Below are 24,836 nucleotides of genomic sequence, written 5' to 3'. Positions count from 1 at the left end.
CGTCAGAAGTTCTGGTAGTAGACGTACGACGTTTGCTTCACGCGCGATTCCTGCTGCTCGGCGCGCTCTTCGAGATCGATCGGCTGCTTGTCCCACAGCAGGGAACGGCCCTTGCGTTGCTCTTCCTCGAGCGTCGGCTTCTGCTGCTTGAGCTGGTTCAGGAACTGCGTGACGTCGGACTGGTACGGCATGGCTGGATCTTCCGTTTCGGGCGGCGCACGGTGCGCCGGATTCTCGATGGCGGGATTTTACCGCATCGCGGGGAACAGCCGGCGCCAATCGCGCGTCGAATCCGCGGGCCGGCGCTGGCGGGCACCGTGCGGCGGCCCTGCCGCGGCCTTGGCACTCTTTCACAATCGTTTGGCTGTGACGTCGGCACCCTGTGGTCAAATACAGGGTTTTCCACGAAACCGTAACACTCCAGGACGGCGAGGTCATATTTGGCGGGGCAGTCGAACCAGCAAGCACACACGGCGCATCACGCGGGCCGGCGCGCGGCACGCGATCGCGCCGACGCCGCGGCCCGCGTCGCGCGGGCGGCCCTCGCGGGTTGCCTGGCCGCGTGCTTCGCGCTGCCGGCCCACGCGAAGTACGACGTCGACATCGACGCGCCGCGCTCGATCCGCAAGCTCCTGAAGACGCATCTCGACATCGCCCGCTTCGCGAAGCGCGACGACATCAGCGACGACCAGTTCGACTTCCTCGTGACCGCCACGCCGCAGCAGGTGCGCGACCTGGCCGCGACGGCCGGCTATTTCTCGCCGGTCGTGCGCACCGACGTGCGCACCCGCGACGGCAAGCGCGACGTGCGCATCGCGGTCGATCCGGGCAAGCAGACCGTCGTGTCGACGGTCGACCTGACGTTCAAGGGGCCGGTCGAAACCGAGGATCCGAAGCAGGAGACCGCGACCCGGTTCGCGTTCTCGATGAAGCCGGGCGATCCGTTCACGCAGTCCGACTGGGACGACGCGAAGGGCGCGGCGCTTCGGCAACTGCAGTCGCGCCGCTATCTCGGCGCGAAGATCGCGTCGTCCGAGGCGCGCATCGATCCGCGCACGCAGCGCGCGACGCTCGCGGTCGCGTTCGACAGCGGTCCGACGTTCACGATCGGCAAGGTCGACGTCGACGGCGTGCGCCGTTATCCGGAAAGGATCGTCACGAACGTCAATCCGCTGTCGGAAGGCGAGATCTACGACGTGCGGCGGATCACCGAACTGCAGCGGCAGCTGCAGAACACGCCGTACTACGCGAGCGTCGCGATCGACGTCGGCGACGATACGTCGAAGCCCGATCGCACGCCCGTGCACGTGAAGGTCAGCGAGTTCCCGTACAACAACATCCGCGGCGGCGTCGGCTTCGCGACCGACACCGGGCCGCACGTGCAGGGTTCCTATACGTATCTCGACACGTTCGGCGCCGCGTGGCCACTGACCGTGTCGGGCCGGGTCGACCAGATTCAGCAGTACGGGCAGGTCCAGTTGTCGATGCCGCCGGGCGAGAAGGGCTGGACCAACAGCGTGCTCGCGTCGTACACGAACACCAACGTGTCGGATACGCGCATCTACAGCGCGCGAATCGGCGCGCAGCGCACGCGCACCGGCCAGTTCATCGATTATGCGTATTCGCTGATGTACTACCAGGACCGGCTCGACCAGAACGGCGCGGGGCCGACCACGAGCCGCGCGCTGGTGCCGCAGTGGGCGTGGACCCGCCGCAACGTCGACGATCCGCTGTTTCCGCGCTCGGGCAACCTGATTCACGCGGAGGCCGGCTTCGCGGTCAAGCACGTGCTGGCCGACGAAACCTTCATCCGCGGCTACGCGCGCGGGCAGCAGTATTTGCCGATCGGCAAGCGCGACCTGTTCGTGTTCCGCGCGGAGCTCGGCGGCGTGTTCACGAGCGGCAGCTCGACCGGCGTGCCGGCGTCGCTGCTGTTCCGCGCCGGCGGCTCGAACTCGGTGCGCGGTTACGGCTACCAGAGCATCGGCAACAGCGTCGCCGGCTCCGTCTTGCCGACCAAGTACCTGATGACGGGCACGGCCGAATACCAGCACTGGTTCAACCGCGACTGGGGCGCCGCGACGTTCTTCGACATCGGCACCGCGACCGATGCGTGGGGCGAGCGCGTGTTCTACCCGGGCGTGGGCGTCGGTGCGCGCTGGCGCAGCCCGGTCGGCCCGATCAACGTCGACGTCGCGTACGGGTTGCGCAACCACAGCGTGCGCCCGTACCTGACGCTCGGCATCGCTTTCTGAACCTGCCGTCCTATTGACGACGACCCGCACGACGAACCGCATGACGAAGGACCCGAACGACACGCCGCCGCCTCACGATCCGGATTCGCCCGACGGCGCGCCCGGCACGCCGCCGCGCGCGCCGCGCCGCGGCCGCGCGTGGCGCGTCGTCGCGTGGACGCTCGCGACGGTCGTGCTGCTCGTCGTGCTGGCGGCGGGGCTCGTGTTGGGCGCGGTGACGACCGAGCGCGGCACGCGGCTCGCGTGGCAGGTGGCCGGCAAGGTGCTCGGCACGCGGCTCGCGGGCACGCTCGAAGGCGGCTCGCTCGCGACCGGCGTGCGGCTGCGCGGGTTCGCGTGGACCAGCCCCGACGGCACCGGCACCGAGATCCGCATCGACCGGCTCGACGGCCGCTGGGCACTGACGCGCGCGCCGTGGCGGCTGTCCGTCGCCTATCTGCGCGCCGGCACGATCGACGTGCGGATCGTGCCGGGGCCGTCGACGCCGAGTACGACGCCGCAGAATCTGAGCCTGCCGCTGCAGGTGTGGATCGACGACCTGCGCGTCGCTCGCCTCGCCATTCACGAAGGTACGTCGACGACGCAGCTCGACCATCTCGCGCTGAACGGCCGCAGCGACGGCCGCCACCATGAACTCGTGCTCGACGGCGTCGATACGCCGTACGGCGCGCTGACCGCGCGCGCGAAGCTCGACGGCGTGAAGCCGTTCGCGCTGACGGGCGACGCCACCTACGTGGGCAAGCTCGCCGATGAACCGGTCAACGCGAGCGCGAACGTGTCGGGGTCGCTCGAAGCGCTCGTCGCCGACGTCTCCGCGAGCGGGATGAAGCTGAACGGGCGCGCGCACGTCGAGGCCGCGCCGTTCGGCACGGTGCCGCTCACGCGTGCGTCGCTCGCGTTCGACCACGTGAATCCGCAGGCGCTGTCGCCCGGCGCGCTCGCGGCCGATCTGGCGGTGCGCGCCGAACTCGCACCGGTGAGCGCGCCGGCCGGCTCGGCGCCCGCGAAGGGATTCGCGGTGACGGGGCCCGTGTCGATCGTCAACGCGAAACCCGGCACGCTCGGCGACCATCTGCTGCCGGTGATCGACGCGCACGCGACCGTGCATCTCGACGCGCACGCGCAGCGCATCGACGGTCTCGCGCTGAAACTGATCCGCGACGGCAGCGTGACCGGCGGCGGCACGCTCGCGGGCGGCAAGGGCCGCTTCGACCTGAAGGTCGCGAACCTCGACCTGAACGCGTTCGTCGCCGAGCTGCGGCCGATGCGCCTCGGCGGCCCGCTCGGCGTCACGCTCGCGGGCGACGTGACGACCGTCGATTTCAACCTGAACGACCCGAAGCTCGCGCTCGGCGCGCGGGCCAAGGTCGCGCTGACGCAGCAGCAGACCGTGCTGACCGATACGCGCGTGACGGCGGGCAAGGGGCGCATCGATCTGACGGGCGTATTCCGCCACGACGCGCATTCGAGCTATGACGCGAAGGCGACACTGACCGCGTTCGATCCGCTGCTGCTCGCCGCGATGAGCACGCCGAAGGCGAGCGGCAAGGCGCCTGCGAAAGCGGCCAAGGCGCCGGCCAAGCGCGGCGAGACGCGCGTGTCCGGCACGCTGACCGCGTCGGGCGCGTTCGCGCCGCAGGTGTCGACGAAGGCGACCTTCAAGCTCGCCGACAGCCTGTACGACGGCGTGCCGCTGACCGGCGCCGGCGTCGTGCAGCTCGCCGGCTCGCGGATTCTGCCGAGCAACGCGAACCTGTCGATCGCCGGCAACCACGTCGACCTGCGCGGCAGCTTCGGCGCACCCGGCGACCGGCTGCGCTTCGTCGTCGACGCGCCGCAGCTCGACCGGCTCGGCTTCGGCGTCGAAGGGCTCGTGCAGGCGCAGGGCGACCTGACCGGCAGCTTCGCGCATCCGAACGTGACGGCCACCTACAAGGCCGAGCACGTCGTCGTCGGGTCGAACCGGATCGGCGCCGCCCAGGGCCGCGCGGACATCCGCGATGGCGCGCACGGCGCGCTCGTGTTCACGGCCGACGCGGCCGACATCGCGCTCGGCTCGTTCAAGCTGAAGTCGTTGCGCGCGAACCTCGACGGCACGCGCGCGAAGCACACGCTCGACGCGTCGGCGCTCGGAATGGCCGGCGGCCGCGTGATCGACCTGACGCTGGCGGCGAACGGCGGCGTGGTCGAGAACCGCGACGGCATGCGCTGGGACGGCACCGTCACGCGGCTCGCGAATCGCGGCACGCCGGCGCTCGCGCTGCAGGCGCCGCTGACGATATCGGCCGGCGCCGGCCGCGTGACGCTCGGCGCGACGCGGCTCACGCTCGAAGGCGCGGCGATCGACCTGAAATCGTTCGTGTTCGATCGCGGCCAGATGCGCTCGGCCGGTTCGGTGACCGGCGCATCGGTCGCGCGTTTCCTCGAGGTTCGCCAGGTGCTGACCGGCCAGCGGCCGCCGGTGCGCACCGACGTCGTGCTCGATGCCGACTGGGATTTCTCGCTCGGCGCGAACGCGACGGGCTACGTGCAGGTGAAGCGCCGTGGCGGCGACGTGACGATCGAGACCGGCCGCGGCATCGCGTCGCTCGGCCTGACCGACCTGTCCGCCCGCGCGAGCTTCGCGCCCGGCAACCGGCTCAACGTGACCGCGCTCGCGAAGGCGAGCCGGATCGGCACGCTGGACGCGAACGTCACGGTGCCGTTCGCGCTGCGCGACGGCGTGTTCGGCATCGTCGACGACGGTCCGCTGGCGGGCCGCATCGATGCCGACATCCCGGCGCTGAAGACCACCGGCAACCTGTTCGGGCCGAGCTACCTGCTCGGCGGGCGCGCGGCGCTGAAGCTGACGGTCGCCGGCACGCCGGCGAAACCGAACCTGTCGGGGACGCTGACCGGCGACGAGCTGTCCGCGACGCTGATCGACCAGGGCGTGCAGCTGAAGGACGGCATCGTGCGCGTGAAGCTGTCGGACAACCTCGTCGAATTCCAGCAGGTCGAGTTTCACGGCGGCGACGGCACGCTGCGCGCGCTCGGCCGCGTGCGCCTCGACGGCGAGGCGCCGGACCTGACCGCCAGCATCGTCGCGGACAAGCTCGAGCTGTTCGCGGCGCCGGACCGCAAGCTGTCGGTGTCGGGCAAGGCCACCGTCGCGAACGACGGGCCGCGCGGCGCGCTGGTGATCGACGGCAAGTTCGTCGTCGATCGCGCGCTGTTCGACCTGCCCGAGCAAGGGGCGCCGCACCTGTCGGACGACGTCGTGATCGTGCAGCCGGACGGCACGGTGCGCGGCGAGACGCCGACCGGCACCGCGGCCGCGAAGCCGAAGCCGGTCGAAAACAAGCCGGCGCCGTCGCTGGCGCCGCGCGCGAACATCGACGTCGGGCTCGGCAACAACTTCCGCTTCAAGGGCCACGGCGCGGATCTCGGGCTGCGCGGCACGATCACCGTGATGAGCGCGCCGGGCGTGCCGCTGCGCGCGATCGGCAACGTGCGCGTGACCGAAGGCTCGACGTACACCGCGTTCGGCCGCAAGCTCGCGGTCGAGAACGGCTTCTTCACGTTCAATGGCCCGGTGTCGAACCCGGGCGTCAACATCCTCGCGATGCGGCGCAACCAGGAGGTCGAGGCCGGCGTGCAGGTGATAGGCACGATCCAGTCGCCGACGGTCAAGCTGGTGTCGGAGCCGAACGTCACGGACAACGAAAAGCTGTCGTGGCTGCTGTTCGGGCACGGCACCGACCAGGGCAACAACGTCGGCCAGCAGGGGGCGATGACGGCGGCGCTCGGGCTGCTCGGCAGCGTGACCGGCAAGCGGGTCGCGCAGACCTTCGGTCTCGACGAGGTGTCGGTCGGCCGCAGCGAAGTCGGACTGACCGATCCGCAGGTCGTGCTGGTGTCGAAGGCGATCAACGAGCGGTTCGTGCTCGGCTTCGAGCAGGGGCTGCAATCGGCGAGCAACGCGTTCAAGGCGACGATCAACCTGACGCGCTTCTGGTCGGTATCCGCGTACGGCGGCACGTTCCAGGGCGTCGACCTGAATTACACGCGGCGCTTCGACCGGTGGTTCGGGCAGCGGTGACGAAGGGCGTGGCGTACCCGGCAGCGATAAAAAAGCCCCGCACGATTCAAACCGTGCGGGGCTTTTTTGCGCCAGCAGCAGCGCGTTTCGCTTACTTCACGCGCATGCCCGGCTTCGCGCCGCTGTGCGGCTCGAGGATGTAGAGACCCGGCTCCGCCTTCTCGTCGGTGGCCGACGCGGCGAGCACCATCCCTTCGGACAGGCCGAACTTCATCTTGCGCGGCGCGAGGTTCGCGACCATCACCGTCAGCTTGCCGACGAGCTGCTCGGGCTGGTACGCGGACTTGATGCCCGAGAACACGTTGCGGGTCTTTTCCTCGCCGACGTCGAGCGTGAGCTGCAGCAGCTTGTCCGAGCCCTCGACGGCCTGGCATGCGACGATCTTCGCGATGCGCAGGTCGATCTTCGCGAAATCGTCGATCGAGATCGGTGCGTCGTCGGCGCCGTTCGCGGCGGCCGGCTTCGCGTTCGCCTTCGCGTTGTTCTTCGCCTCCTTCGCGGCGTTCGCGCTCGCGGCGGCCGCACCCGTCGCTTCGGCCTGCAGCGAATCGCGGTTCGCGGCGAGCAGCGCCTCGATCTGCTTCGCATCGACGCGCGTCATCAGGTGCTGGTACGCCTTGATCGGCTGCGCCGACGACAGCGGCTTCGCGGCATCGGCCCACGCGAGCGGCGCGATCCCGAAGAACGCCTCGACCGCTTCGGCCACGCGCGGCAGCACCGGCTTCAGCGCGAGCGACAGCAGGCGGAACGCCTCGAGGCTCACGCTGCAGGTTTCGTGCAGCGCGACCGCGTTGGCCGGATCCTTCGCGAGATCCCACGGCTTCGCGCCGTCGACGTACGCGTTCACTTCGTCCGCGAGCTCCATCGTGTGGCGCAGCGCGCGGCCGTATTCGCGTGCTTCGTAGCTCGCGGCGATCTGGGCAATCGCCTCGCGCAGCTTCGCGACGAGCGGATGATTCATCGCGCTGTCCTGCACGCGGCCGTCGAAACGCTTGATCAGGAAGCCGGCCGCGCGGCTCGCGATGTTCACGTACTTGCCGACGAGATCGCTGTTCACGCGCGCCTGGAAGTCGTCGAGGTTCAGGTCGATGTCTTCCATCGTCGCGTTCAGCTTCGCGGCGTAGTAATAGCGCAGCCACTCGGGGTTCAGGCCCGTGTCGATGTAGCTCTGCGCGGTGATGAACGTACCGCGCGACTTCGACATCTTCGCGCCGTCGACGGTCAGGAAGCCGTGCGCGAACACGTTGGTCGGCGTGCGGTGGCCCGAGAACTCGAGCATCGCGGGCCAGAACAGCGTGTGGAAGTACAGGATGTCCTTGCCGATGAAGTGATACTGCTCGGCCGTCGAGCCCGGGCGGATCCACGCATCGAAATCGATGCCGTTACGGTCGCACAGGTTCTTGAAGCTCGCGTAGTAGCCGACCGGCGCGTCGAGCCACACGTAGAAATACTTGCCGGGCGCGCCCGGGATCTCGAAGCCGAAGTACGGCGCGTCGCGCGAGATGTCCCAGTCGGCGAGCTTGGCTTCGCCGGCGTCGCCGAGCCATTCGCGCATCTTGTTGGTCGCTTCCGGCTGCGCGAGGCCGCTCACCCATTCGCGCAGGAACGATTCGCAGCGCGGGTCGGACAGGCGGAAGAAGTAGTGCTTCGAGGTCTTGCGCACCGGCGTCGCGCCCGACACGACCGAATACGGGTTCAGCAGTTCGGTCGGCAGGTACGTCGAGCCGCACACTTCGCAGCTGTCGCCGTACTGGTCCTTCGCGTGACACTTCGGGCACTCGCCCTTGATGAAGCGGTCCGGCAGGAACATTTCCTTGACCGGATCGTACGCCTGCTCGATTTCGCGTTCGGCGATCAGGCCGGCTTCCTGCAGCGCGAGATAAATCTTCTCGCTCAGCACGCGGTTCTCGTCCGAATCGGTCGAGTAGAAGTTGTCGAACGACACGCCGAAGCTGTCGAAGTCGCGCTTGTGCTCGGTCCACACGCGGTCGATCAGTTGCTTCGGCGTCACGCCTTCCTTCTCCGCGCGCAGCATGACCGGCGTGCCGTGCGTATCGTCGGCGCCGATGTAGTAGACCTCATGGCCATGCATTCGCAGCGCCCGCACCCAGATGTCGGTCTGGATGTACTCGACCAGGTGGCCGATGTGGATCTGCCCGTTGGCATAGGGCAGTGCGGACGTAACGAGGATCTGGCGGCTGCCTTGCGGCGCCGCAGCCTGCACGGAGGTGGGGTCGGATGCGGACATAGTGTCTGGAGAAGAACAGCGGGAAAAACGACGGGAAACCGCGATTCTAGCAGGGGCGCGGGCCAGCGCGGCGGGCGGGCGCCGCGGACCGGGTGCCGGAACGGGCAGGGGCGCCCGCGCGGCGTGCCCGGGGGTGTTGTGCTGCAGCGCAGCACGAATTCTGCGGGCAAAAAAAACCGGGGCGGATACGGCCCCGGAGCAACAACGACAAGAGGAGAATGGTGACGCGCCGGCAACACCAGCCGCGTACCGTAAATACTGACCACGGCCTGCGACAGAAGTTCGAAAATTTTTTCGATTTGTTACCGGCCCCGCCCAAAGCCTTGTCAGGCGGGGCTGTGCGGGCGCGGCGCCCGCACGTTTCCTCTCGTGGTCGCGCTTATTGATGCTGTTGCGGCGCGCGCAGGTAGATCTCGACGCGGCGGTTCTGCGCGCGGCCGGCTTCGGTCGCGTTGTCCGCGATCGGGTTCGACGGGCCCATGCCTTGCGCCGACAGACGGCCGCCGTTCACGCCGCGCTGCACGAGCGCGTTCACGACGCTTTGCGCGCGGTTCTGCGACAGCGTCTGGTTCAGCTGCGCCGAGCCCGTGCTGTCCGTGTAGCCGACGATCGACGCCGTCACTTGCGGGTTCTGGTTCAGCGTCGTGGCCAGGTCGTTCAGCAGCGGCGTGAACGCCGGCGTGATCGCGTACTGGTTCGTCGCGAACGTGACCGAGCTCGGCACGTTCAGCTTCAGCGAGCCGTCCGGCTGCTCGGTGACCTGCGTGCCCGTCTGCGCTGCCGACGGCGCGAGCTTGTTCTTGATCGCTTGCCAGTTGTAACCCGTCACGCCGCCGACCAGTGCGCCGACGCCCGCGCCGATCGCCGCGCCCTTGCCGCCACCGGCCAGTGCACCGATGCCCGCGCCCAGCGCCGCACCCGTGCCGGTACCGACGGCCGTGTTGTTACCTTGCTGCGTGGCGCAGCCTGCCAGCAGCGCGCCGGCGAGTGCGAAGACGGACAGGCGAGTCGCGATTTTCATGTTCATCTTGGATTCCTCTCTTGGTTGAACGAGTCGACAACGACGACAAACAACAGTCATGGCTCCCTGCGCGGGCCGTCCGAAAAAGGAAGGCCGGCCGGCGCTCGCGGCAGCCGCCGAGGCGCTCGCATGCCCTGTCCGTCAGCGGGGCTGTTCGGGCAGTGCGACGCGTCAGCCTCTACAATATAGGCGGTGAGTGGCCGATTTGGCCCTATAGCATGCCGCACGCGAAGAGTGCGCCGGGTCGCGCGTTCGCGCAATGGCGTGCAACAGATTCTTTCACTTTTCCCGAATTTCGCCGCGGAATTTGATATTTTTTGACGTTTTGCGCGCGAGAAAAACGTTTTCACGGAGTTTCGATGAGCATTGACCGGGCCCAAGTCGACGCCGCGCTGGCGGCAGTCGTCGACCCCAATACCGGCCGCCCGTACGCGGCGAACAAGGGCGTGCGCAACGTCGCGATCGACGGCGATGTCGTGGCGCTCGACGTGGTGCTCGGTTATCCGGCGCGCAGCCAGCACGACGACGTGCGCGCGCGCGTCGCCGCGGCGCTCCAGGCCGTGCCGGGCGTGCGCGACGCGCGCGTCGCCGTGTCGCAGGAGATCGTCGCGCACACGGTGCAGCGCGGCGTGAAGCTGTTGCCGAATGTGAAGAACATCGTCGCGGTCGCGTCGGGCAAGGGCGGGGTCGGCAAGAGTACGACGGCCGTGAACCTCGCGCTCGCGCTCGCCGCGGAAGGCGCGTCGGTCGGCATTCTCGACGCCGACATCTACGGCCCGTCGCTGCCCACGATGCTCGGCATCCACGGCCAGCGCCCCGAGTCGCCGGACAACCAGTCGATGAACCCGCTGGTCGGCCACGGGCTGCAGGCGAACTCGATCGGCTTCCTGATCGAGGAAGACAACCCGATGGTGTGGCGCGGCCCGATGGCCACGTCCGCGCTCGAGCAGCTGCTGCGCCAGACCAACTGGCGCGAGCTCGACTACCTGATCGTCGACATGCCGCCGGGCACGGGCGACATTCAGCTCACGCTCGCGCAGCGCGTGCCCGTCACCGGCGCGGTGATCGTCACGACGCCGCAGGACATCGCGCTGCTGGACGCGAAGAAGGGGCTGAAGATGTTCGAGAAGGTCGGGATCCCGATCCTCGGCATCGTCGAGAACATGAGCATCCACGTCTGCTCGAACTGCGGCCACGAGGAGCACATCTTCGGCGCCGGCGGGGCGGAGCGGATGGCGAAGGATTACGACGTGACCGTGCTCGGCAGCCTGCCGCTCGACATCGCGATCCGCGAGCGCGCCGACAGCGGCACGCCGACGGTCGCGGCCGATCCCGAAGGCGCGCTCGCGCGTCGTTACCGCGACATCGCGCGTGGGGTCGCGCTGGCGATTGCCGAGCGATCGCGCGACATGACGTCGAAGTTCCCGTCGATCGTTGTTCAAAATACGTAAAACCCTTGCGGGGCGGGGCCTCACGCTGTTTGCTGCGCCGCGAGGCGCGGTATCATGGCGACTTTTCCCGGGTCCCTTTACCCGCCCGGCGCGGCCGTCGTCTCGAACGACCGCCAGCCGGCATGAGGATCGAATGAAACAACGACATCACGGCGTGCGCGCCGGCCGCGCGCGGCGCGCGCTGCTGGCCGCCGCCGCGCTGGGCCTCCTGGCCGGCTGTACCTCCTTTTCCTCGTCGCACGAAAAACGGGCCGACGCGCAACTGCAGCCGACGGTCGGCTCGCAGGCGCGCGGCGCGGTGACGTTCGTCGAGCGCCCGGACGGCGTGCAGGTCACCTACAACCTGGTCGGCCTGCCGCCGAACAGCGATCACGCGCTGCAGGTGCACGAACGCGGCGACTGCAACGCGGGCGACGGCTCGAGCGCCGGCCAGGTGTTCGCGCCGGCTGCCGACCGGCTGCGCGCGGGCGCGCGCGTCGCCGGCGATCTCGGCAACATCCACGCGGATGCGAACGGCGTCGCGGCCGGCTTCATCGTCGCGCCCGATCTGGCCCTCGATGGCGTGCGCTCGGCGATGAACCGCGCGGCGCTGGTGCACCGCGACGCGAGCGACCCCGCGTTTTCGCAGCATGGCGCGGGGCCTGCGCTGGCCTGCGGCGTGATCCGTTGACGGCCGCCGCGTGCGTGGGCCGATGATCGCGTAAAATGTCCGCCTTTCCCGGCCGCCGCTTGGCGCGAGCGGCCCTCCCTGATTGTCACGCAGCGTTTCCAGGCGCCCAGATATGAGCATCAAGTCCGACAAATGGATTCGGCGCATGGCCGAAGAGCACAAGATGATCGAGCCGTTCGTGCCCGATCAGGTCCGCGCGTCCGAGGACGGCCGCCGGATCGTCAGCTACGGCACGTCGAGCTACGGCTACGACATCCGCTGCGCGGACGAATTCAAGATCTTCACGAACATCAACTCGACGATCGTCGATCCGAAGAACTTCGACGAGGGTTCGTTTGTCGATTTCAAGGGCGACGTGTGCATCATCCCGCCGAATTCGTTCGCGCTGGCCCGCACCGTCGAATATTTCCGCATCCCGCGCACCGTGCTGACCGTCTGCCTCGGCAAGTCGACCTATGCGCGCTGCGGGATCATCGTCAACGTGACGCCGTTCGAACCCGAATGGGAAGGCTACGTCACGCTGGAATTCTCGAACACCACGCCGTTGCCCGCGAAGATCTACGCGAACGAAGGCGTCGCGCAGGTGCTCTTCTTCGAAAGCGACGAGGTGTGCGACGTGTCGTACGCCGATCGCGGCGGCAAGTATCAGGGGCAGCGCGGTGTCACGCTGCCGAAAACCTGATCTGGTTGCATAACGTCTCACCAGTTTCCGGGTGACCGCTGCGCGTGACGCGCCGCGGTCGTTCTTTTTGGAGAATCGCCCATGAAGTTTCGTTTCCCCGTCGTCATCATCGACGAAGATTTCCGCTCCGAGAACATCTCGGGCTCCGGCATCCGGGCGTTGGCCGAAGCGATCGAGAAGGAGGGCGTCGAAGTCCTCGGCCTCACGAGCTACGGCGATCTGACGTCGTTCGCGCAGCAATCGAGCCGCGCGTCGTGCTTCATCCTGTCGATCGACGACGACGAACTCATGCTCGGCGAAACCGGCCCGGACGGCGAGCTGCCGGAGCTCGCGACCGCGATCATCGAGCTGCGCGCGTTCGTCACCGAAGTGCGCCGCCGCAACGCGGACATCCCGATCTTCCTGTACGGCGAGACGCGCACGTCGCGCCATCTGCCGAACGACATCCTGCGCGAACTGCACGGCTTCATCCACATGTTCGAGGACACGCCGGAGTTCGTCGCGCGCCACATCATCCGCGAGGCGAAGGTCTATCTCGATTCGCTCGCGCCGCCGTTCTTCAAGGAACTGGTGAAGTACGCGGACGAAGGCTCGTACTCGTGGCACTGCCCCGGGCACTCGGGCGGCGTCGCGTTCCTGAAGAACCCGCTCGGCCAGATGTTCCACCAGTTCTTCGGCGAGAACATGCTGCGCGCGGACGTCTGCAACGCGGTGGACGAACTCGGCCAGCTGCTCGATCACACCGGCCCGGTCGCGGCGTCCGAGCGCAACGCGGCGCGCATCTTCAGCGCGGATCACCTGTTCTTCGTGACCAACGGCACGTCGACGTCGAACAAGATCGTCTGGCACGCGACGGTCGCACCGGGCGACATCGTGCTGGTCGACCGCAACTGCCACAAGTCGATCCTGCACGCGATCACGATGACGGGCGCGATCCCCGTGTTCCTCACGCCGACGCGCAACCATTTCGGCATCATCGGGCCGATCCCGCGCGACGAATTCAAGCCGGAGAACATCCGCAAGAAGATCGAGGCGAACCCGTTCGCGCGCGAGGCGCTGCGCGAGAACCCGGACATGAAGCCGCGGATCCTGACGATCACGCAGAGCACGTACGACGGCGTCGTCTACAACGTCGAGATGATCAAGGACCTGCTCGGCGATCTGCTCGACACGCTGCACTTCGACGAAGCGTGGCTGCCGCACGCGACGTTCCACGATTTCTACCGCGACATGCACGCGATCGGCGACGGCCGTCCGCGCACCGGCGCGCTCGTGTTCGCGACGCACTCGACGCACAAGCTGCTCGCCGGCATCTCGCAGGCATCGCAGATCGTCGTGCAGGATTCGGAGAACCGCACGTTCGACAAGCACCGCTTCAACGAGGCGTACCTGATGCACACGTCGACGAGCCCGCAGTACGCGATCATCGCGTCGTGCGACGTCGCGGCCGCGATGATGGAGCCGCCGGGCGGCACTGCGCTCGTCGAGGAATCGATCGCCGAGGCGATCGACTTCCGCCGCGCGATGCGCAAGGTCGACGCCGAATACGGCGACGACTGGTTCTTCAGCGTGTGGGGGCCGGACAACCTGTCCGAGGAAGGTATCGGGTCGCGCGAAGACTGGATGCTGAAGCCGAACGACCACTGGCACGGCTTCGGCCCGCTCGCGGAAGGCTTCAACATGCTCGACCCGATCAAGGCGACGATCATCACGCCGGGGCTCGACGTCGACGGCGAATTCGGCGAGACCGGCATTCCGGCCGCGATCGTCACGAAGTACCTGGCCGAGCACGGGATCATCGTCGAGAAGACCGGCCTGTACTCGTTCTTCATCATGTTCACGATCGGCATCACGAAGGGTCGCTGGAACTCGATGGTGACCGAGCTGCAGCAGTTCAAGGACGACTACGACAACAACCAGCCGCTGTGGCGCGTGCTGCCGGAATTCGTCGCGCAGCATCCGCGCTACGAGCGCGTCGGCCTGCGCGACCTGTGCACGCAGATCCACGACGTGTACCGCGCGAACGACATCGCCCGGCTGACGACCGAGATGTACCTGTCGGACATGGAGCCGGCGATGAAGCCGTCGGACGCGTTCGCGAAGCTCGCGCACCGCAAGATCGACCGCGTGCCGCTCGACGAGCTCGAGGGCCGCGTGACGAGCATCCTGCTGACGCCGTACCCGCCGGGCATTCCGCTCTTGATCCCGGGCGAGCGCTTCAACAAGACGATCGTGAACTACCTGCGGTTCGCGCGCGACTTCAACGAGCGCTTCCCGGGCTTCCACACCGACATCCACGGCCTCGTCGCGGAAGAGGTGAACGGCCGCGTCGAGTACTTCGTCGACTGCGTGCGCGACTGATGGCGGCGCACGGACGAATCCGGACGATGCGCGCGGCGCTGGCCGCGCTCGTCGTCTGGGCGGCAGGATTGGCGGCGCTCGCGGGCGCGAGTGTCGCCCATGCGGAAGTCGCGGCGGCCGACCCGATCGACGTCGCGATGCGGCAATGCCTCGCGCGGCGCGACCGGTCGTCGCCGGCCGGGCAGATCCAGTGCATGGGCGAAGCGCAGCAGCAGTGGCAGGCCGTGATGGACGGCGCGTACCAGCGCCTGTTGAAGGATGCGCCGGCCGACGCGAAGCGCGGCTGGCAGGACAGCCAGCGCCGCTGGCTCACGTGGCGCAAGGACGAAGTGCTGCTGCTGAAGGCCGTGTACGACACGACGCGCGGCACCGCGTATGCGATGTCGAGCGCCGACCTGCAACTGCAGCCGGTGCGCGATCGCGCGCTGGCGCTGCGCGGGGCGGCCGATCGCTATGCGCCGCCGCCCGCCGCCGTGCCGGTCGCGGCGACGAGCGGGGCGCAGGGCGGTGCCGGTGGGGTCGCGCCGGCCAGCGCCAGGCCGGCGAACGCGCCGCGCGATCCGGCGATCCGCCGCGTGCGGCCGTGCGTGCAGGACGCCGCGTGCGAACACGCGTTGTTCGACCTGAACCGCTATTACCAGAAGCTGCACCGCAAGATGCCCGCGCATTCGGCCGCGACGCTCGTGCGCGCGCAACGCGCGTGGGTGGCGTTCCGCGATGCGACGGCGCCGCTCGTCGGCGAGGACGGACGCGTCGACCTGATCGGCGCGCGCATCGCGACGATGAAGCGGCTGTCGGAGACGGCCGGCAATCGGTAAAGGCGCGCCGCTTTTGACTGCGGCGACATGATGAAACGGGCACCCTCGGGTGCCCGTTTTGCGTTGGAGCGTGTATCGCCTACGCGGGCTGCGACATGCCCTGCAGCCCGAACCACGACGGCACGAGCGCGACCGCGTCGTCGAGCGACGCGAGCACGTGCAGGCTCAGCGCGACGATGTCGGGCGTCGGCGCTTTCAGGTCGGGCACGGTGACGACCGCGGCGCCGGCGCCGGCGGCCGACTGCGCGCCGAAGTCGCTGTCCTCGAACGCGACGCACGCGTGCGCCGGCACGCCGAGACGCTCGGCCGCGAGCCGGTAGACGGCCGGGTCGGGCTTGCCGCGCGCGACTTCGTCGCCGCCCGCGATCGCGCGGAAGAACGGCAGCACGCCGACCGCGTCGAGCCGCGCACGGATCACGTCGCGCGCGGACGACGACGCGACTGCGCACGGAATGCCGGCCTGCGCGAGCGTTTCGAGCAGCGCAAGCGCGCCCGACTTCAGCGGAAACTTCGGATGGGGTTCGGGTGCGGCGAGTTGCTCGCGCACGCGGATGCGCACCGCGTCGAACGTGTCGGCGTCGCCGATCAGCCGCGCGAGGATCACCTGGCCTTCGGCGAACGAGCGGCCGACGATCTGCAGGTAATCGATCTCGGTCAGCACGACGCCGTGCGCGTTCGACACGTCGATCCACGTGTTCATGATGGTCCGCTCGGAATCGACGAGCAGGCCATCCATGTCGAAGAGCGCGGCGGAAAAGGTCATCGTGGGCGTCCGTGAAGCGGTGAGGCGGGGAAGGCGACGGGCGGCGCGACGGCCGCCCGAATGAAAAACGGACGCCGAAGGCGTCCGTCCGGAACGGCAGCGGTTACTTGCCGAGCGCGGCGCGGGCAGCCTTGACGGCCGCGCGCACCTGGTCGGGCGCGGTGCCGCCCGGATGGTTGCGGCTCGCGACCGACCCTTCGAGCGTCAGGTAGCCGAACACGTCGTCGCCGATCAGGTGCGCGACGTTCGGCAGTTCCTGCTTCATTTCGTCGAGCGTCAGGTCGGCGAGGTCGATCCCGCGGTCGTCGCAGATCTTCACCGCGTGCGCGACGGCTTCGTGCGCGTCGCGGAACGGCAGGCCGCGCTTGACCAGGTAGTCGGCGAGGTCGGTGGCCGTCGAGAAGCCCTGCAGCGCGGCCGCGCGCATCGCGTCCGGCTTCACGGTGATGCCGGCGACCATCTCGGCGAAGATTCGCAGCGTGTCGGCGACGGTGTCGACCGTGTCGAACAGCGGCTCCTTGTCTTCCTGGTTGTCCTTGTTGTACGCGAGCGGCTGGCCCTTCATCAGCGTGAGCAGCGCCATCAGGTGGCCGTTCACGCGGCCGGTCTTGCCGCGCGCGAGCTCGGGCACGTCCGGGTTCTTCTTCTGCGGCATGATCGAGCTGCCGGTGCAGAAGCGGTCGGCGATGTCGATGAAGCCGACGCGCGGGCTCATCCACAGCACGAGTTCCTCGGAGAAGCGCGACACGTGCGTCATCACGAGCGCCGACGCCGCGGTGAATTCGATCGCGAAGTCGCGATCGGACACCGCGTCGAGCGAGTTCGCGCAGATGCCGTCGAAGCCGAGCGTCTTCGCCACTGCATGACGGTCGATCGGGTAGCTGGTGCCCGCGAGCGCGGCCGCGCCGAGCGGCAGGCGGTTCACGCGGGTCCGGCAGTCGCGCATGCGTTCCGCGTCGCGCGAGAACATCTCGACGTACGCGAGCAGGTGGTGGCCGAACGTGACCGGCTGCGCGACCTGCAGGTGCGTGAAGCCCGGCATGATCGTGTCGGCGTTCTGTTTCGCGAGATCGATCAGCGCGCCGCGCAGGTCGTTCAGCAGGCCGCCGATGCGGTCGATCTCGCCGCGCAGCCACAGGCGGATGTCGGTTGCGACCTGGTCGTTGCGCGAGCGGCCCGTGTGCAGGCGCTTGCCGGCATCGCCGATCAGCGCGGTCAGGCGCGCCTCGATGTTCAGGTGGACGTCTTCCAGGTCGAGCTGCCATTCGAATTCGCCACGCTCGATCTCGCCCTTGATCTGCGCCATCCCGCGTTCGATCGCGGCCAGGTCGTCGGCGCTGATGATCTTCTGCGCGGCGAGCATGTTCGCGTGCGCGAGCGAGCCGGCGATGTCGACGAGCGCGAGGCGCTTGTCGAAAAACACCGACGACGTGTAGCGCTTGACCAGCTCCGACATCGGTTCCGAGAAGCGGGCCGACCAGGCCTCGCCCTTTTTGTGCAGTTGGGACGTCATGGCGATTCTTCGAAGGGGAGTTGGGCGGCTGGGCGCCGCCGAGGGAATCCCGCGATTCTAACATTCGCGCGGCGGGCGGCCGGCGCGCGCTACCGCGGGCTGCAGGTCAGCGGGCCGATGCGCGGCAGCGTGCCGTCGTCCGGCCGCCGGTACGCGAATTCGACGGTGCAGTCGCGGCCGCCGCCGGAGATCTCCAGGTGGTTGGTCTCGACGAGGCCGTCGACGAAGGTCAGGCCGTCGTAGCCGACGATCGTGCGCTGGCCGCTTTCGACGTGGCGGACCTCGAGCCCCGGCGGAAGCGGCGTGCCGTCGGATGCGTGCAGCGCGATCGACGCGGCGCTGTAGCGCGTGATGGCGAAGTGCGCGAGCACGCCGGAGCGGGCCTGCGGCACGACGTCGAGCGTCGTGTCGGCGATCCGCGCGTCGGCCGGCAGCGCGCTGCCGTCGATCGCGACGCGATTGTTCTGGTACGCATTCAGGTCGGGCACCAGCAGGTAGCCGGCCCGGTCCGTCGCGCCGATCGGCCGGTTCTGGTGCAGCACGGGCACGCGCCCCGTGTCGGTCGAGACGAGCGCGAAGCCGTCGTCGACGCGGCGCGCCGTCATCACCCGGCCGTCCATCAGCACGAATGCGCCCGTGACGTCGGCCGCCGCGTTGCCGCGCCCGTCGAACGATTGCGCGAGCAGCGTGAGCTGGCCGGCGCGGCCGAGATACTGCAGCTGGCCCTGCCCGTAGCGCGTGCCCGCGTTGGCGCCGGCCTGCACGTTCCAGCCGAAGCCGCCGCCGTAGTCGGGTGGCCGCGATGCGTTGAGCGTGTAGGTCGATTCGCCGTTCTGCCGCCCGGCGTTCGCGGAGACGGACGTGTTGCCGCCGAGCCCGATGCTCAGGCTCACGAAGAAGCCGCGCGCGTCGCGTTGCCGGAAGTCCTGGAAGCCGCTGAACGTGATCGAGGTCAGGCCGCCGAGGTTGACGAGGTAAGCGAGCGAGCCGATCCGCGACGCGGCGACGCCCGGATACTTGAGGGCCAGATAGCTGAACGACAGGGTTTGCGCGCGCAGGAACGGGAACGACACCGTCACGCGATCGGTGGCGCGCGAGACCGGCACGCCTTCGCGGCTGCCCAGGTCGACGTAGTCGCCGAATGCGCGCAGCGTCTGTGCGTCGATCGAGAAGCGCGACGTCACGTACTGGTAGCCGATGCCGGCCTGCACGCCGGTCCTGCCCGGCGCGCTGAGCGCCAGCGACGCGTTCGCCACGCCGCGCTCGCCGAGGCGCGCGAGCACGCCGGCGCCGGCGTTGTAGACGCCGGCCGTCGCTTCCCCGTGCGCTTCGACGGTCAGCCGCTCGCTGATCCCGTAGCGCAGCGAGGCGCTCGCCGCCGGCGTGCGCGCGTAGTCGAACGAATCGGTGCCGTACGCGCGGCGCAGGAAACCGGCTTCGACCGAATAGCTGGCGAGGCCGGGCGCGAGCAGGCGCGTATCGACGTACAGCGGAATCGACGTCGCGATCGCGCGGCCGAGCGCGTCGCGCGTGACGACCGTCGCGTTGCCCGCGCCGGTGATGCCCGGCACGCTGTTGATCACGAACGGCCCGCTCGGCACGTTGCCGCTGAACTGGCGCACGTTGTTCACGTACAGGTCGACCGACGTCGGCACGACCGCGCTGCCGGACAGTGCCGGCACCGGAAACGTGACGAGGTCGGGGCGCAGGCCGAAATTGCTGCGCCACTGCACGCCGCCCAGGCGCAGCGAGCGCGTCCACGACAGCGACGACGAAATCGTGTCGCCGACCTGGGTCGTCGTGAGCGTGCCGGGATTCGAGCGGGTCCAGGACGTGTCGTAGCGCACGTAGCGCCGGCGATCGTCGTACAGGTACGCGATGCCGGTGCTGCTGAATACGCCGGCCGGATCGAAATAGCGCGCCTCGCTCCAGACCGCGAGCGGTGCGTGCGCGACGGTTTGCGCGTACGCATCGTAGTTCAGCACGAAGCCGCGGCCGGACGTGGCCGGCGGCGCGGCGGCGAGCGCGCGCGTATCGAACGTGTGCGGAATGCGCAGTGCATCGGGCACGCGCAGGTCGAGCGTCTGCCGGCCGGCGTCGTAGTCGTAGTGCAGCCCCGCGAGCGTATCGAGCGCGACGAGCGTGTTCGACGGCGCGTTCGCGGGGCCGCCGGTCGCGATGCCCAGGTCGTTCAGGTCGGCGGACGCCGCATACAGCCGCCCGTCGATCTGCCGGAACCCGGCGATCCGGTGCGTCGGTTCGCCATTGAGCGACACGTCGAGATACAGCCCGTCGGCTTGCGCCGCGGCTTCGGACGCGGCGGCGGGCGGCACCGGCGCCGGCTGCGCGCATACGGCGAGCGCGCGCAGCGCCAGTGTCAGCGCCAGCGCCAGCGGCGCGGCGGTGGGCCGGCCGGGCCCGGCGTGTCGCACGGGGCAGTCGGGCCGGAGGGTCTTGCTCGGCGTCGGCACGGGCACCGTCGTGCGATCCTGCTCGGGTGGCTCAGGGCGCCGTCAGCCGGGCTTCGACCGGCTGCGCGTTGACGGTCGCCTGGATCTTGACGAACGGCGCGCCGGCGTCGAGCTTGAGCGGCCAGCGTCGCGTACTGCCCGCGAGCGCATAGCCGAGCAGCCCGCGCGTGACCTCGTGGACGCCGCCTCGCGCATCGACCAGCCGGACCGCGGAAATCTGCGCCCGCCGGCCGCCGCGATTGTCGACCGCGAGCCGCATGGCGGTCCCGTCGGGTTCGACGCGCCAGTCGAGGCGCGGGGACGCTGGCGCGGCATCGGGTTCGACGAATACGGGCACGGAATAGCGCAGCCGGATCGTCACGCCGTTGTCGACCGGCGTGCCCGGCGCGGGCAGTTCGTCGATCAGCACGCGATAGCTCTCCTCGGCGGCCGGTGCGCCGCGGCGCGTGCGCACGAGCCGGATCAACTGCTCGGCGTTCGCGTCGATCTGCAGCAGCGGCGGCGACGCGGCGAGCGCGTCGGTCGGCGTCATCACGTCGGCGCCGTTTTCCTGCGTCCAGCGATAGGTGCGGACCTGGCCGTAGATCGGCCGTCCGCCCGGGTTGCTGAGCGTCATGCTCGCGGCGGCCGCCGATGGCGGCAGCTCGATCGTCACGGGCGTGATCTGCAGCGTGGCGGCATGCGAGACCGCCGCCGCCAACCCGACGCACAGCGCGGCCAACGCGCGCGGGAACAATCGCACGCTCCGTCAGAAATAGACGGTGGCGGTGACCGAGGCCTGGTAGGTGTCGGGCTTCGGCGTCGCCTGCGCGGGCACCTGGCCGTACACGTTCAGCACCTGCGCGGAACCGGTGCCGGTGCCGCCCACCGTGTCGGTGCCTTGCGTATTGCCCCAGATCGTCGAGTGGCCCGAGTCCTGATAGAGCTGATAGCCGACCGTCGTGCCGGTATTGCCGGTCGTGGTGCCGCCCATCAACCGGCTGGCGACGGTCGAGCCGGTTACCCCGCCGGCGTCGAGCCCGACGTTGTAGGGCGTCGAGTTCGTGCAGGTGACGGAGACCGTCGTCTGCTGGTTGAGCGTCGACGCGAGCACGCCGGTCGTGCCGAATGCAAGCGGGTTCGCGGCGATCGTGCAGTTCGCCTGGATCGTGAGCGTGACGTTGAATTGCGCGGTGGCCGTGCCGTTCGAATAGACTGCGGCAACGGTGACGGGCTGCAGCACCGGCACGAATGCGAACGTGGCTGCGAGCATGGCTGAAAAAACACGACGTCGGGAATCTATCATTATGATTGTCTCCTGCCGTTCAAGGGGTCGCCCGGCCGCGGAGTGCCTGCCGCGTGGTCTGTTGCCGGTCGCCGTTACCGCTCTGTCGTTGGAGGAAGACTACTCCACCGGTTCGGTCGCGCGCAATGGAGAAAACGCCGACCTGGCGTGCATTGTCCGGGGGGGCGGACGGATTCCATCGGCCTATTGATATGGATCAAGTAACGGTGCGAACGATCGATGCGCGGACCGATACGATGACGGCGCGACCCGGTCCGCGAACCCGATCGGGCGGACGGTTTTTTTCGGGGAGATGCATGGCGGATGACGGCTTCGACCTGGCGCGCCGCTGGATGCGCGCGCTCGCGTACCTGCTGCTGGCCGCGCTGCTCGGCATGCCCTGGATGCCGGCGCGTGCGGATACGTGCACGGTGACGCCGCCGGCGCCGAGCTTCGGCTCGGTCAGCCCGATCACGCAACAGGCGTACACGACGACCGCCACGATGACCGTGAACTGCACGTGGGACGCGCTGAGCCTGAACACCGGCGTGCTCGTGTGCGTGAACCTCGGCGGCACGAGTCCGCGCTACCTGAGCAACGGGACGAACCAGATGCAGTACGACCTGTATCAGGACGCGGGCTATTCGCAGGCCTGGGGCGCCGTGAGCAGCGGCACGACGCCGATCTCGCTGACGTTGACGAAACCGGCGCTCGGCACGTCCGCGAGTGCGAACGTGACCATCTACGGCCGCATCGCGCCGAACCAGCCGACCGTGCCGACCGTGAACAACGACAGCACCGTCTATACGCAGAGTTTCAGCGGCAACCAGGCCGCCTACAGCTACAGTTTTTCGCTGCTCGGCGTGCTGCCGACACCGTGCGTGTCGCAGTCGACGGCCGGCACGATGACGGTTACGACGACCGCCACCGTCGTCAACAACTGCATCATCAGCGCGACCGGCGTCGCGTTTCCGCCGGCAGGCGTGCTGGCGTCCGCGCTGACCGCGAGCGGCTCGATCAGCGCGCGCTGCACGAACGGCGACGCATTCCGGATCGCGCTGAACGGCGGCGGCAGCGGCAACGTCGCCGCCCGCACGATGCAGCGCGCGGGCGGCGGGTCGGTCAGCTACCAGCTCTATCAGGACAGCGGCTTCACGCAGCCATGGGGCGACGGCACCGCCGGCACGTCGATGGCGACCGGCACCGGCAGCGGGTTCGCGCAGGCGATCACCGTGTACGGCCGCGTGCCCGCGCAGGCGACGCCGGCGCCCGGCAACTACAGCGATACGATTACCGCGACGATCAGCTTCTGAGCCACGCTCAGTCGCGCACCAGCACGACGAGCTTGAGATCTTCTCGATGCGCGGGCTTCAGCGTGATCTGCTGATACACGACGCGGCCGTCGGCCGGATGGTCGAATTCGCGCAGCCCGCCTTCGCGCTCGAACACGTCCTGCGACGCCCAGTACTGCGCGAACGCGTCGCTGCCGGCCGTCAGCGCGTCGATCAGCGCGCGCGTCGGCGCATCGGTCAGGTGGCGGATCGCATCGGCGCGGAATTCGGCGGCGAGCCGCCGCGCGCGGGTCTCCCAGTCGACGATCAGCGTGCGCGCGGCCGGCGACATGAACGTGAAGCGCAGCAGGTTGCGGTCGTGCTCGCCGTCGAGCCAGCCGGAAAAGAGCGCGGCAGCCGGCGCATTCCACGCGAGCGCGTTCCATTGGCGGTCGAGCACGTAGGCGGGCGTCGCGATCGCCGCGACGGTCGCGGCGAGCGTCGGCGGCAGGTCGCCGCCCGCGACGTCGGGCTCGGCCGGGTCGCGCTGCGCGGCGAGCTCGAACAGATACGCGCGCTCGGCCTTCGACAGCTGCAACGCGACGGCGATCCGGGCCAGCGCGTCGGCCGAGGCCGACACGGGCCGGCCCTGTTCGATCCACGTGTACCAGGTCGGGCTGACGCCGCACAGTTGCGCGACTTCCTCGCGCCGCAGCCCCGGCGTGCGGCGGCGCGGGCCGGGCGGCAGGCCGACGGCCTGCGGCGACAGCCGCTCGCGGTGGGCGCGGATGAATTCGCCGAGCGCGCGGGCGGGCGTGGCGTCGAGCGGCGGGACGGGGACGGAAGAGAGCTGGCTCATGCGGAAACGGCAAAGTGGAAGCGAAAACGCGGCAACGATCAAACGATCAGACAGGTGGATCGAATACCAGAATAACTGCTTAACTTGTACTGGTACAAACGCAGGCCTATTGTAGCGGCTCGTGCGCTGGCAGGGCAGCGCGCGTCCCCCACAATACGGTGCACGGGGCCGGATCGCGCGCTGAAGCGCCCGGTTCGGCCCGCTGCATCCAGGAAAGGAGCGAACGATGAAACACCACGACCAGGTCGCCGACGCATTCGGCACGACGGCCGCCGCCTATCTGACCAGCACGGTTCATGCGACGGGCGCCGACCTGCAGACGCTCGCCGACGCGGTGCGTGCGACGCCCGATGCGGCGGTGCTCGACCTCGGTTGCGGCGCCGGTCACGCGAGCTTCGCGGTCGCGCCGCACGTGCGCGACGTGGTCGCGTACGACCTCGCCGCGCCGATGCTCGCGACCGTCGACGCGGCCGCGCGCGAGCGCGGGCTCGCGAACATCCGCACGCAGCAGGGTCCGGCCGAGCGGCTGCCGTTCGACACCGCGACGTTCGACTGGGTCGTGAGCCGGATGAGCGCGCATCACTGGCATGACATGCGCGCGGCGCTCGCCGAGGTGCGCCGCGTGCTGAAGCCGGGCGGCCGCGTGTTGATGATCGACATCGCAGGCAACGACCATCCGCTGCTCGATACGTATCTGCAGGCCGCGGAAGTGCTGCGCGACGCGTCGCACGTGCGCGACTACCGCGCGGACGAATGGCTCGCGATGTTCCGCGCAGCCGGTTTCGACGCGCAGGTGCACAGCCGCTGGCGGCTGCCGATCGATTTCGACACGTGGGTCGCGCGCATCCGCACGCCGGCCGACAGCGTCGCCGGCATTCGCGCGCTGTGGGCGCATGCGCCGGACGAGGTGCGCGGCTATTACGCGGTGCAGGCCAACGGTTCGTTCGAGCACGATGCGCTGCTGATCGACGCGCACTGAGCGTGCGGCGCGCGTTGCGCCGTTGCGCCGTTTCGTCGCAGCATGACAAAAGCCGCGATACGCACGGACGCGTATCGCGGCTTTCGTTATCCCGGCCGGCGCCGAACACGTCCGGCGCCGCGCGGCCCG

18 protein-coding genes are annotated in these 24,836 nt (G+C 69.1%); 9 read left to right on the top strand and 9 right to left on the bottom strand.

Features of this window, described 5'->3' with window-relative positions:
• Window positions 1–2 precede the first annotated feature (2 nt).
• The gene (locus tag HWX55_RS16480) at window positions 3–191 is read right to left on the bottom strand and encodes a DUF3460 family protein (protein WP_006478107.1); all 189 of its coding nucleotides are present in this window, start codon (window positions 189–191) and stop codon (window positions 3–5) included.
• A gap of 249 nt (window positions 192–440) precedes the next feature.
• Between HWX55_RS16480 and HWX55_RS16475 the strand changes: the two genes are divergently transcribed.
• The gene (locus HWX55_RS16475) at window positions 441–2,255 is read left to right on the top strand and encodes an autotransporter assembly complex family protein (RefSeq protein ID WP_175976505.1); all 1,815 of its coding nucleotides are present in this window, start codon (window positions 441–443) and stop codon (window positions 2,253–2,255) included.
• A 40-nt stretch (window positions 2,256–2,295) separates the two neighbouring features.
• Window positions 2,296–6,336 (top strand): translocation/assembly module TamB domain-containing protein, encoded by a 4,041-nt coding sequence (locus HWX55_RS16470; RefSeq protein WP_175976504.1) that lies wholly within the window; start codon window positions 2,296–2,298, stop codon window positions 6,334–6,336.
• 91 nt (window positions 6,337–6,427) lie between these two features.
• On the opposite strand, the gene metG is transcribed toward HWX55_RS16470, so the two are convergent.
• Window positions 6,428–8,584 (bottom strand): methionine--tRNA ligase, encoded by a 2,157-nt coding sequence (gene metG, locus HWX55_RS16465; RefSeq protein ID WP_175976503.1) that lies wholly within the window; start codon window positions 8,582–8,584, stop codon window positions 6,428–6,430.
• A gap of 379 nt (window positions 8,585–8,963) precedes the next feature.
• Window positions 8,964–9,611, bottom strand: a complete 648-nt coding sequence (locus tag HWX55_RS16460) for an OmpA family protein (protein WP_050012048.1) — start codon at window positions 9,609–9,611, stop codon at window positions 8,964–8,966.
• Between the two features lie 353 nt (window positions 9,612–9,964).
• On the opposite strand from HWX55_RS16460, the gene apbC reads away from it, so the two are divergent.
• From apbC to HWX55_RS16435, 5 genes are all read left to right on the top strand, one after another.
• A complete protein-coding gene (gene apbC, locus HWX55_RS16455) occupies window positions 9,965–11,056 on the top strand; it encodes an iron-sulfur cluster carrier protein ApbC (protein ID WP_050012047.1) in 1,092 nt (363 codons plus the stop codon).
• A 133-nt stretch (window positions 11,057–11,189) separates the two neighbouring features.
• Window positions 11,190–11,726, top strand: a complete 537-nt coding sequence (sodC, locus tag HWX55_RS16450) for a superoxide dismutase [Cu-Zn] (protein WP_050012046.1) — start codon at window positions 11,190–11,192, stop codon at window positions 11,724–11,726.
• Window positions 11,727–11,838: 112 nt separating this feature from the next.
• Complete coding sequence (dcd, locus tag HWX55_RS16445) at window positions 11,839–12,408, top strand: dCTP deaminase (RefSeq protein WP_006398615.1); 570 nt, start codon at window positions 11,839–11,841, stop codon at window positions 12,406–12,408.
• A gap of 81 nt (window positions 12,409–12,489) precedes the next feature.
• Window positions 12,490–14,769, top strand: a complete 2,280-nt coding sequence (locus tag HWX55_RS16440) for an arginine/lysine/ornithine decarboxylase (protein WP_006497175.1) — start codon at window positions 12,490–12,492, stop codon at window positions 14,767–14,769.
• Window positions 14,769–15,587 (top strand): lysozyme inhibitor LprI family protein, encoded by an 819-nt coding sequence (locus tag HWX55_RS16435; protein WP_175976502.1) that lies wholly within the window; start codon window positions 14,769–14,771, stop codon window positions 15,585–15,587. Before HWX55_RS16440 ends, HWX55_RS16435 begins: the two co-directional genes overlap by 1 nt.
• A gap of 79 nt (window positions 15,588–15,666) precedes the next feature.
• Here HWX55_RS16435 and HWX55_RS16430 read toward each other — a convergent pair whose 3' ends face one another.
• The 5 genes from HWX55_RS16430 to HWX55_RS16410 form a co-directional block, all read right to left on the bottom strand.
• Entirely contained in the window at window positions 15,667–16,350 is a 684-nt protein-coding gene (locus HWX55_RS16430; RefSeq protein ID WP_050012043.1) for an HAD family phosphatase, read from the bottom strand.
• A 103-nt stretch (window positions 16,351–16,453) separates the two neighbouring features.
• Entirely contained in the window at window positions 16,454–17,863 is a 1,410-nt protein-coding gene (gene argH / locus HWX55_RS16425) for an argininosuccinate lyase (protein ID WP_175976501.1), read from the bottom strand.
• An 89-nt stretch (window positions 17,864–17,952) separates the two neighbouring features.
• Complete coding sequence (locus HWX55_RS16420) at window positions 17,953–20,295, bottom strand: fimbria/pilus outer membrane usher protein (RefSeq protein ID WP_175976500.1); 2,343 nt, start codon at window positions 20,293–20,295, stop codon at window positions 17,953–17,955.
• A 70-nt stretch (window positions 20,296–20,365) separates the two neighbouring features.
• Window positions 20,366–21,076, bottom strand: a complete 711-nt coding sequence (locus HWX55_RS16415; protein WP_175976499.1) for a molecular chaperone — start codon at window positions 21,074–21,076, stop codon at window positions 20,366–20,368.
• Window positions 21,077–21,082: 6 nt separating this feature from the next.
• The gene (locus HWX55_RS16410; protein ID WP_175976498.1) at window positions 21,083–21,619 is read right to left on the bottom strand and encodes a spore coat U domain-containing protein; all 537 of its coding nucleotides are present in this window, start codon (window positions 21,617–21,619) and stop codon (window positions 21,083–21,085) included.
• Window positions 21,620–21,915: 296 nt separating this feature from the next.
• Here HWX55_RS16410 and HWX55_RS16405 point away from each other — a divergent pair, with 296 nt between their 5' ends.
• On the top strand, window positions 21,916–22,911 hold the full coding sequence (locus HWX55_RS16405; RefSeq protein WP_175976497.1) for a spore coat protein U domain-containing protein: 996 nt from the start codon (window positions 21,916–21,918) through the stop codon (window positions 22,909–22,911).
• Window positions 22,912–22,918: 7 nt separating this feature from the next.
• On the opposite strand, the gene HWX55_RS16400 is transcribed toward HWX55_RS16405, so the two are convergent.
• Window positions 22,919–23,728 carry a helix-turn-helix transcriptional regulator gene (locus HWX55_RS16400; protein ID WP_175976496.1) on the bottom strand — a complete coding sequence of 270 codons (810 nt, stop codon included), beginning with the start codon at window positions 23,726–23,728 and terminating at the stop codon, window positions 22,919–22,921.
• Between the two features lie 226 nt (window positions 23,729–23,954).
• Between HWX55_RS16400 and HWX55_RS16395 the strand changes: the two genes are divergently transcribed.
• Window positions 23,955–24,707, top strand: coding sequence for a class I SAM-dependent methyltransferase (locus HWX55_RS16395; protein WP_175976495.1), 753 nt, complete (start codon window positions 23,955–23,957; stop codon window positions 24,705–24,707).
• Window positions 24,708–24,836: the final 129 nt, after the last annotated feature.

The organism is Burkholderia sp. BCC1047 (genome assembly GCF_902833155.1).
Lineage (GTDB): Bacteria > Pseudomonadota > Gammaproteobacteria > Burkholderiales > Burkholderiaceae > Burkholderia > Burkholderia sola.
The sequence above is the reverse complement of the archived record's forward strand: the minus strand, read 5'-3'. Positions and strand labels throughout refer to the sequence as shown.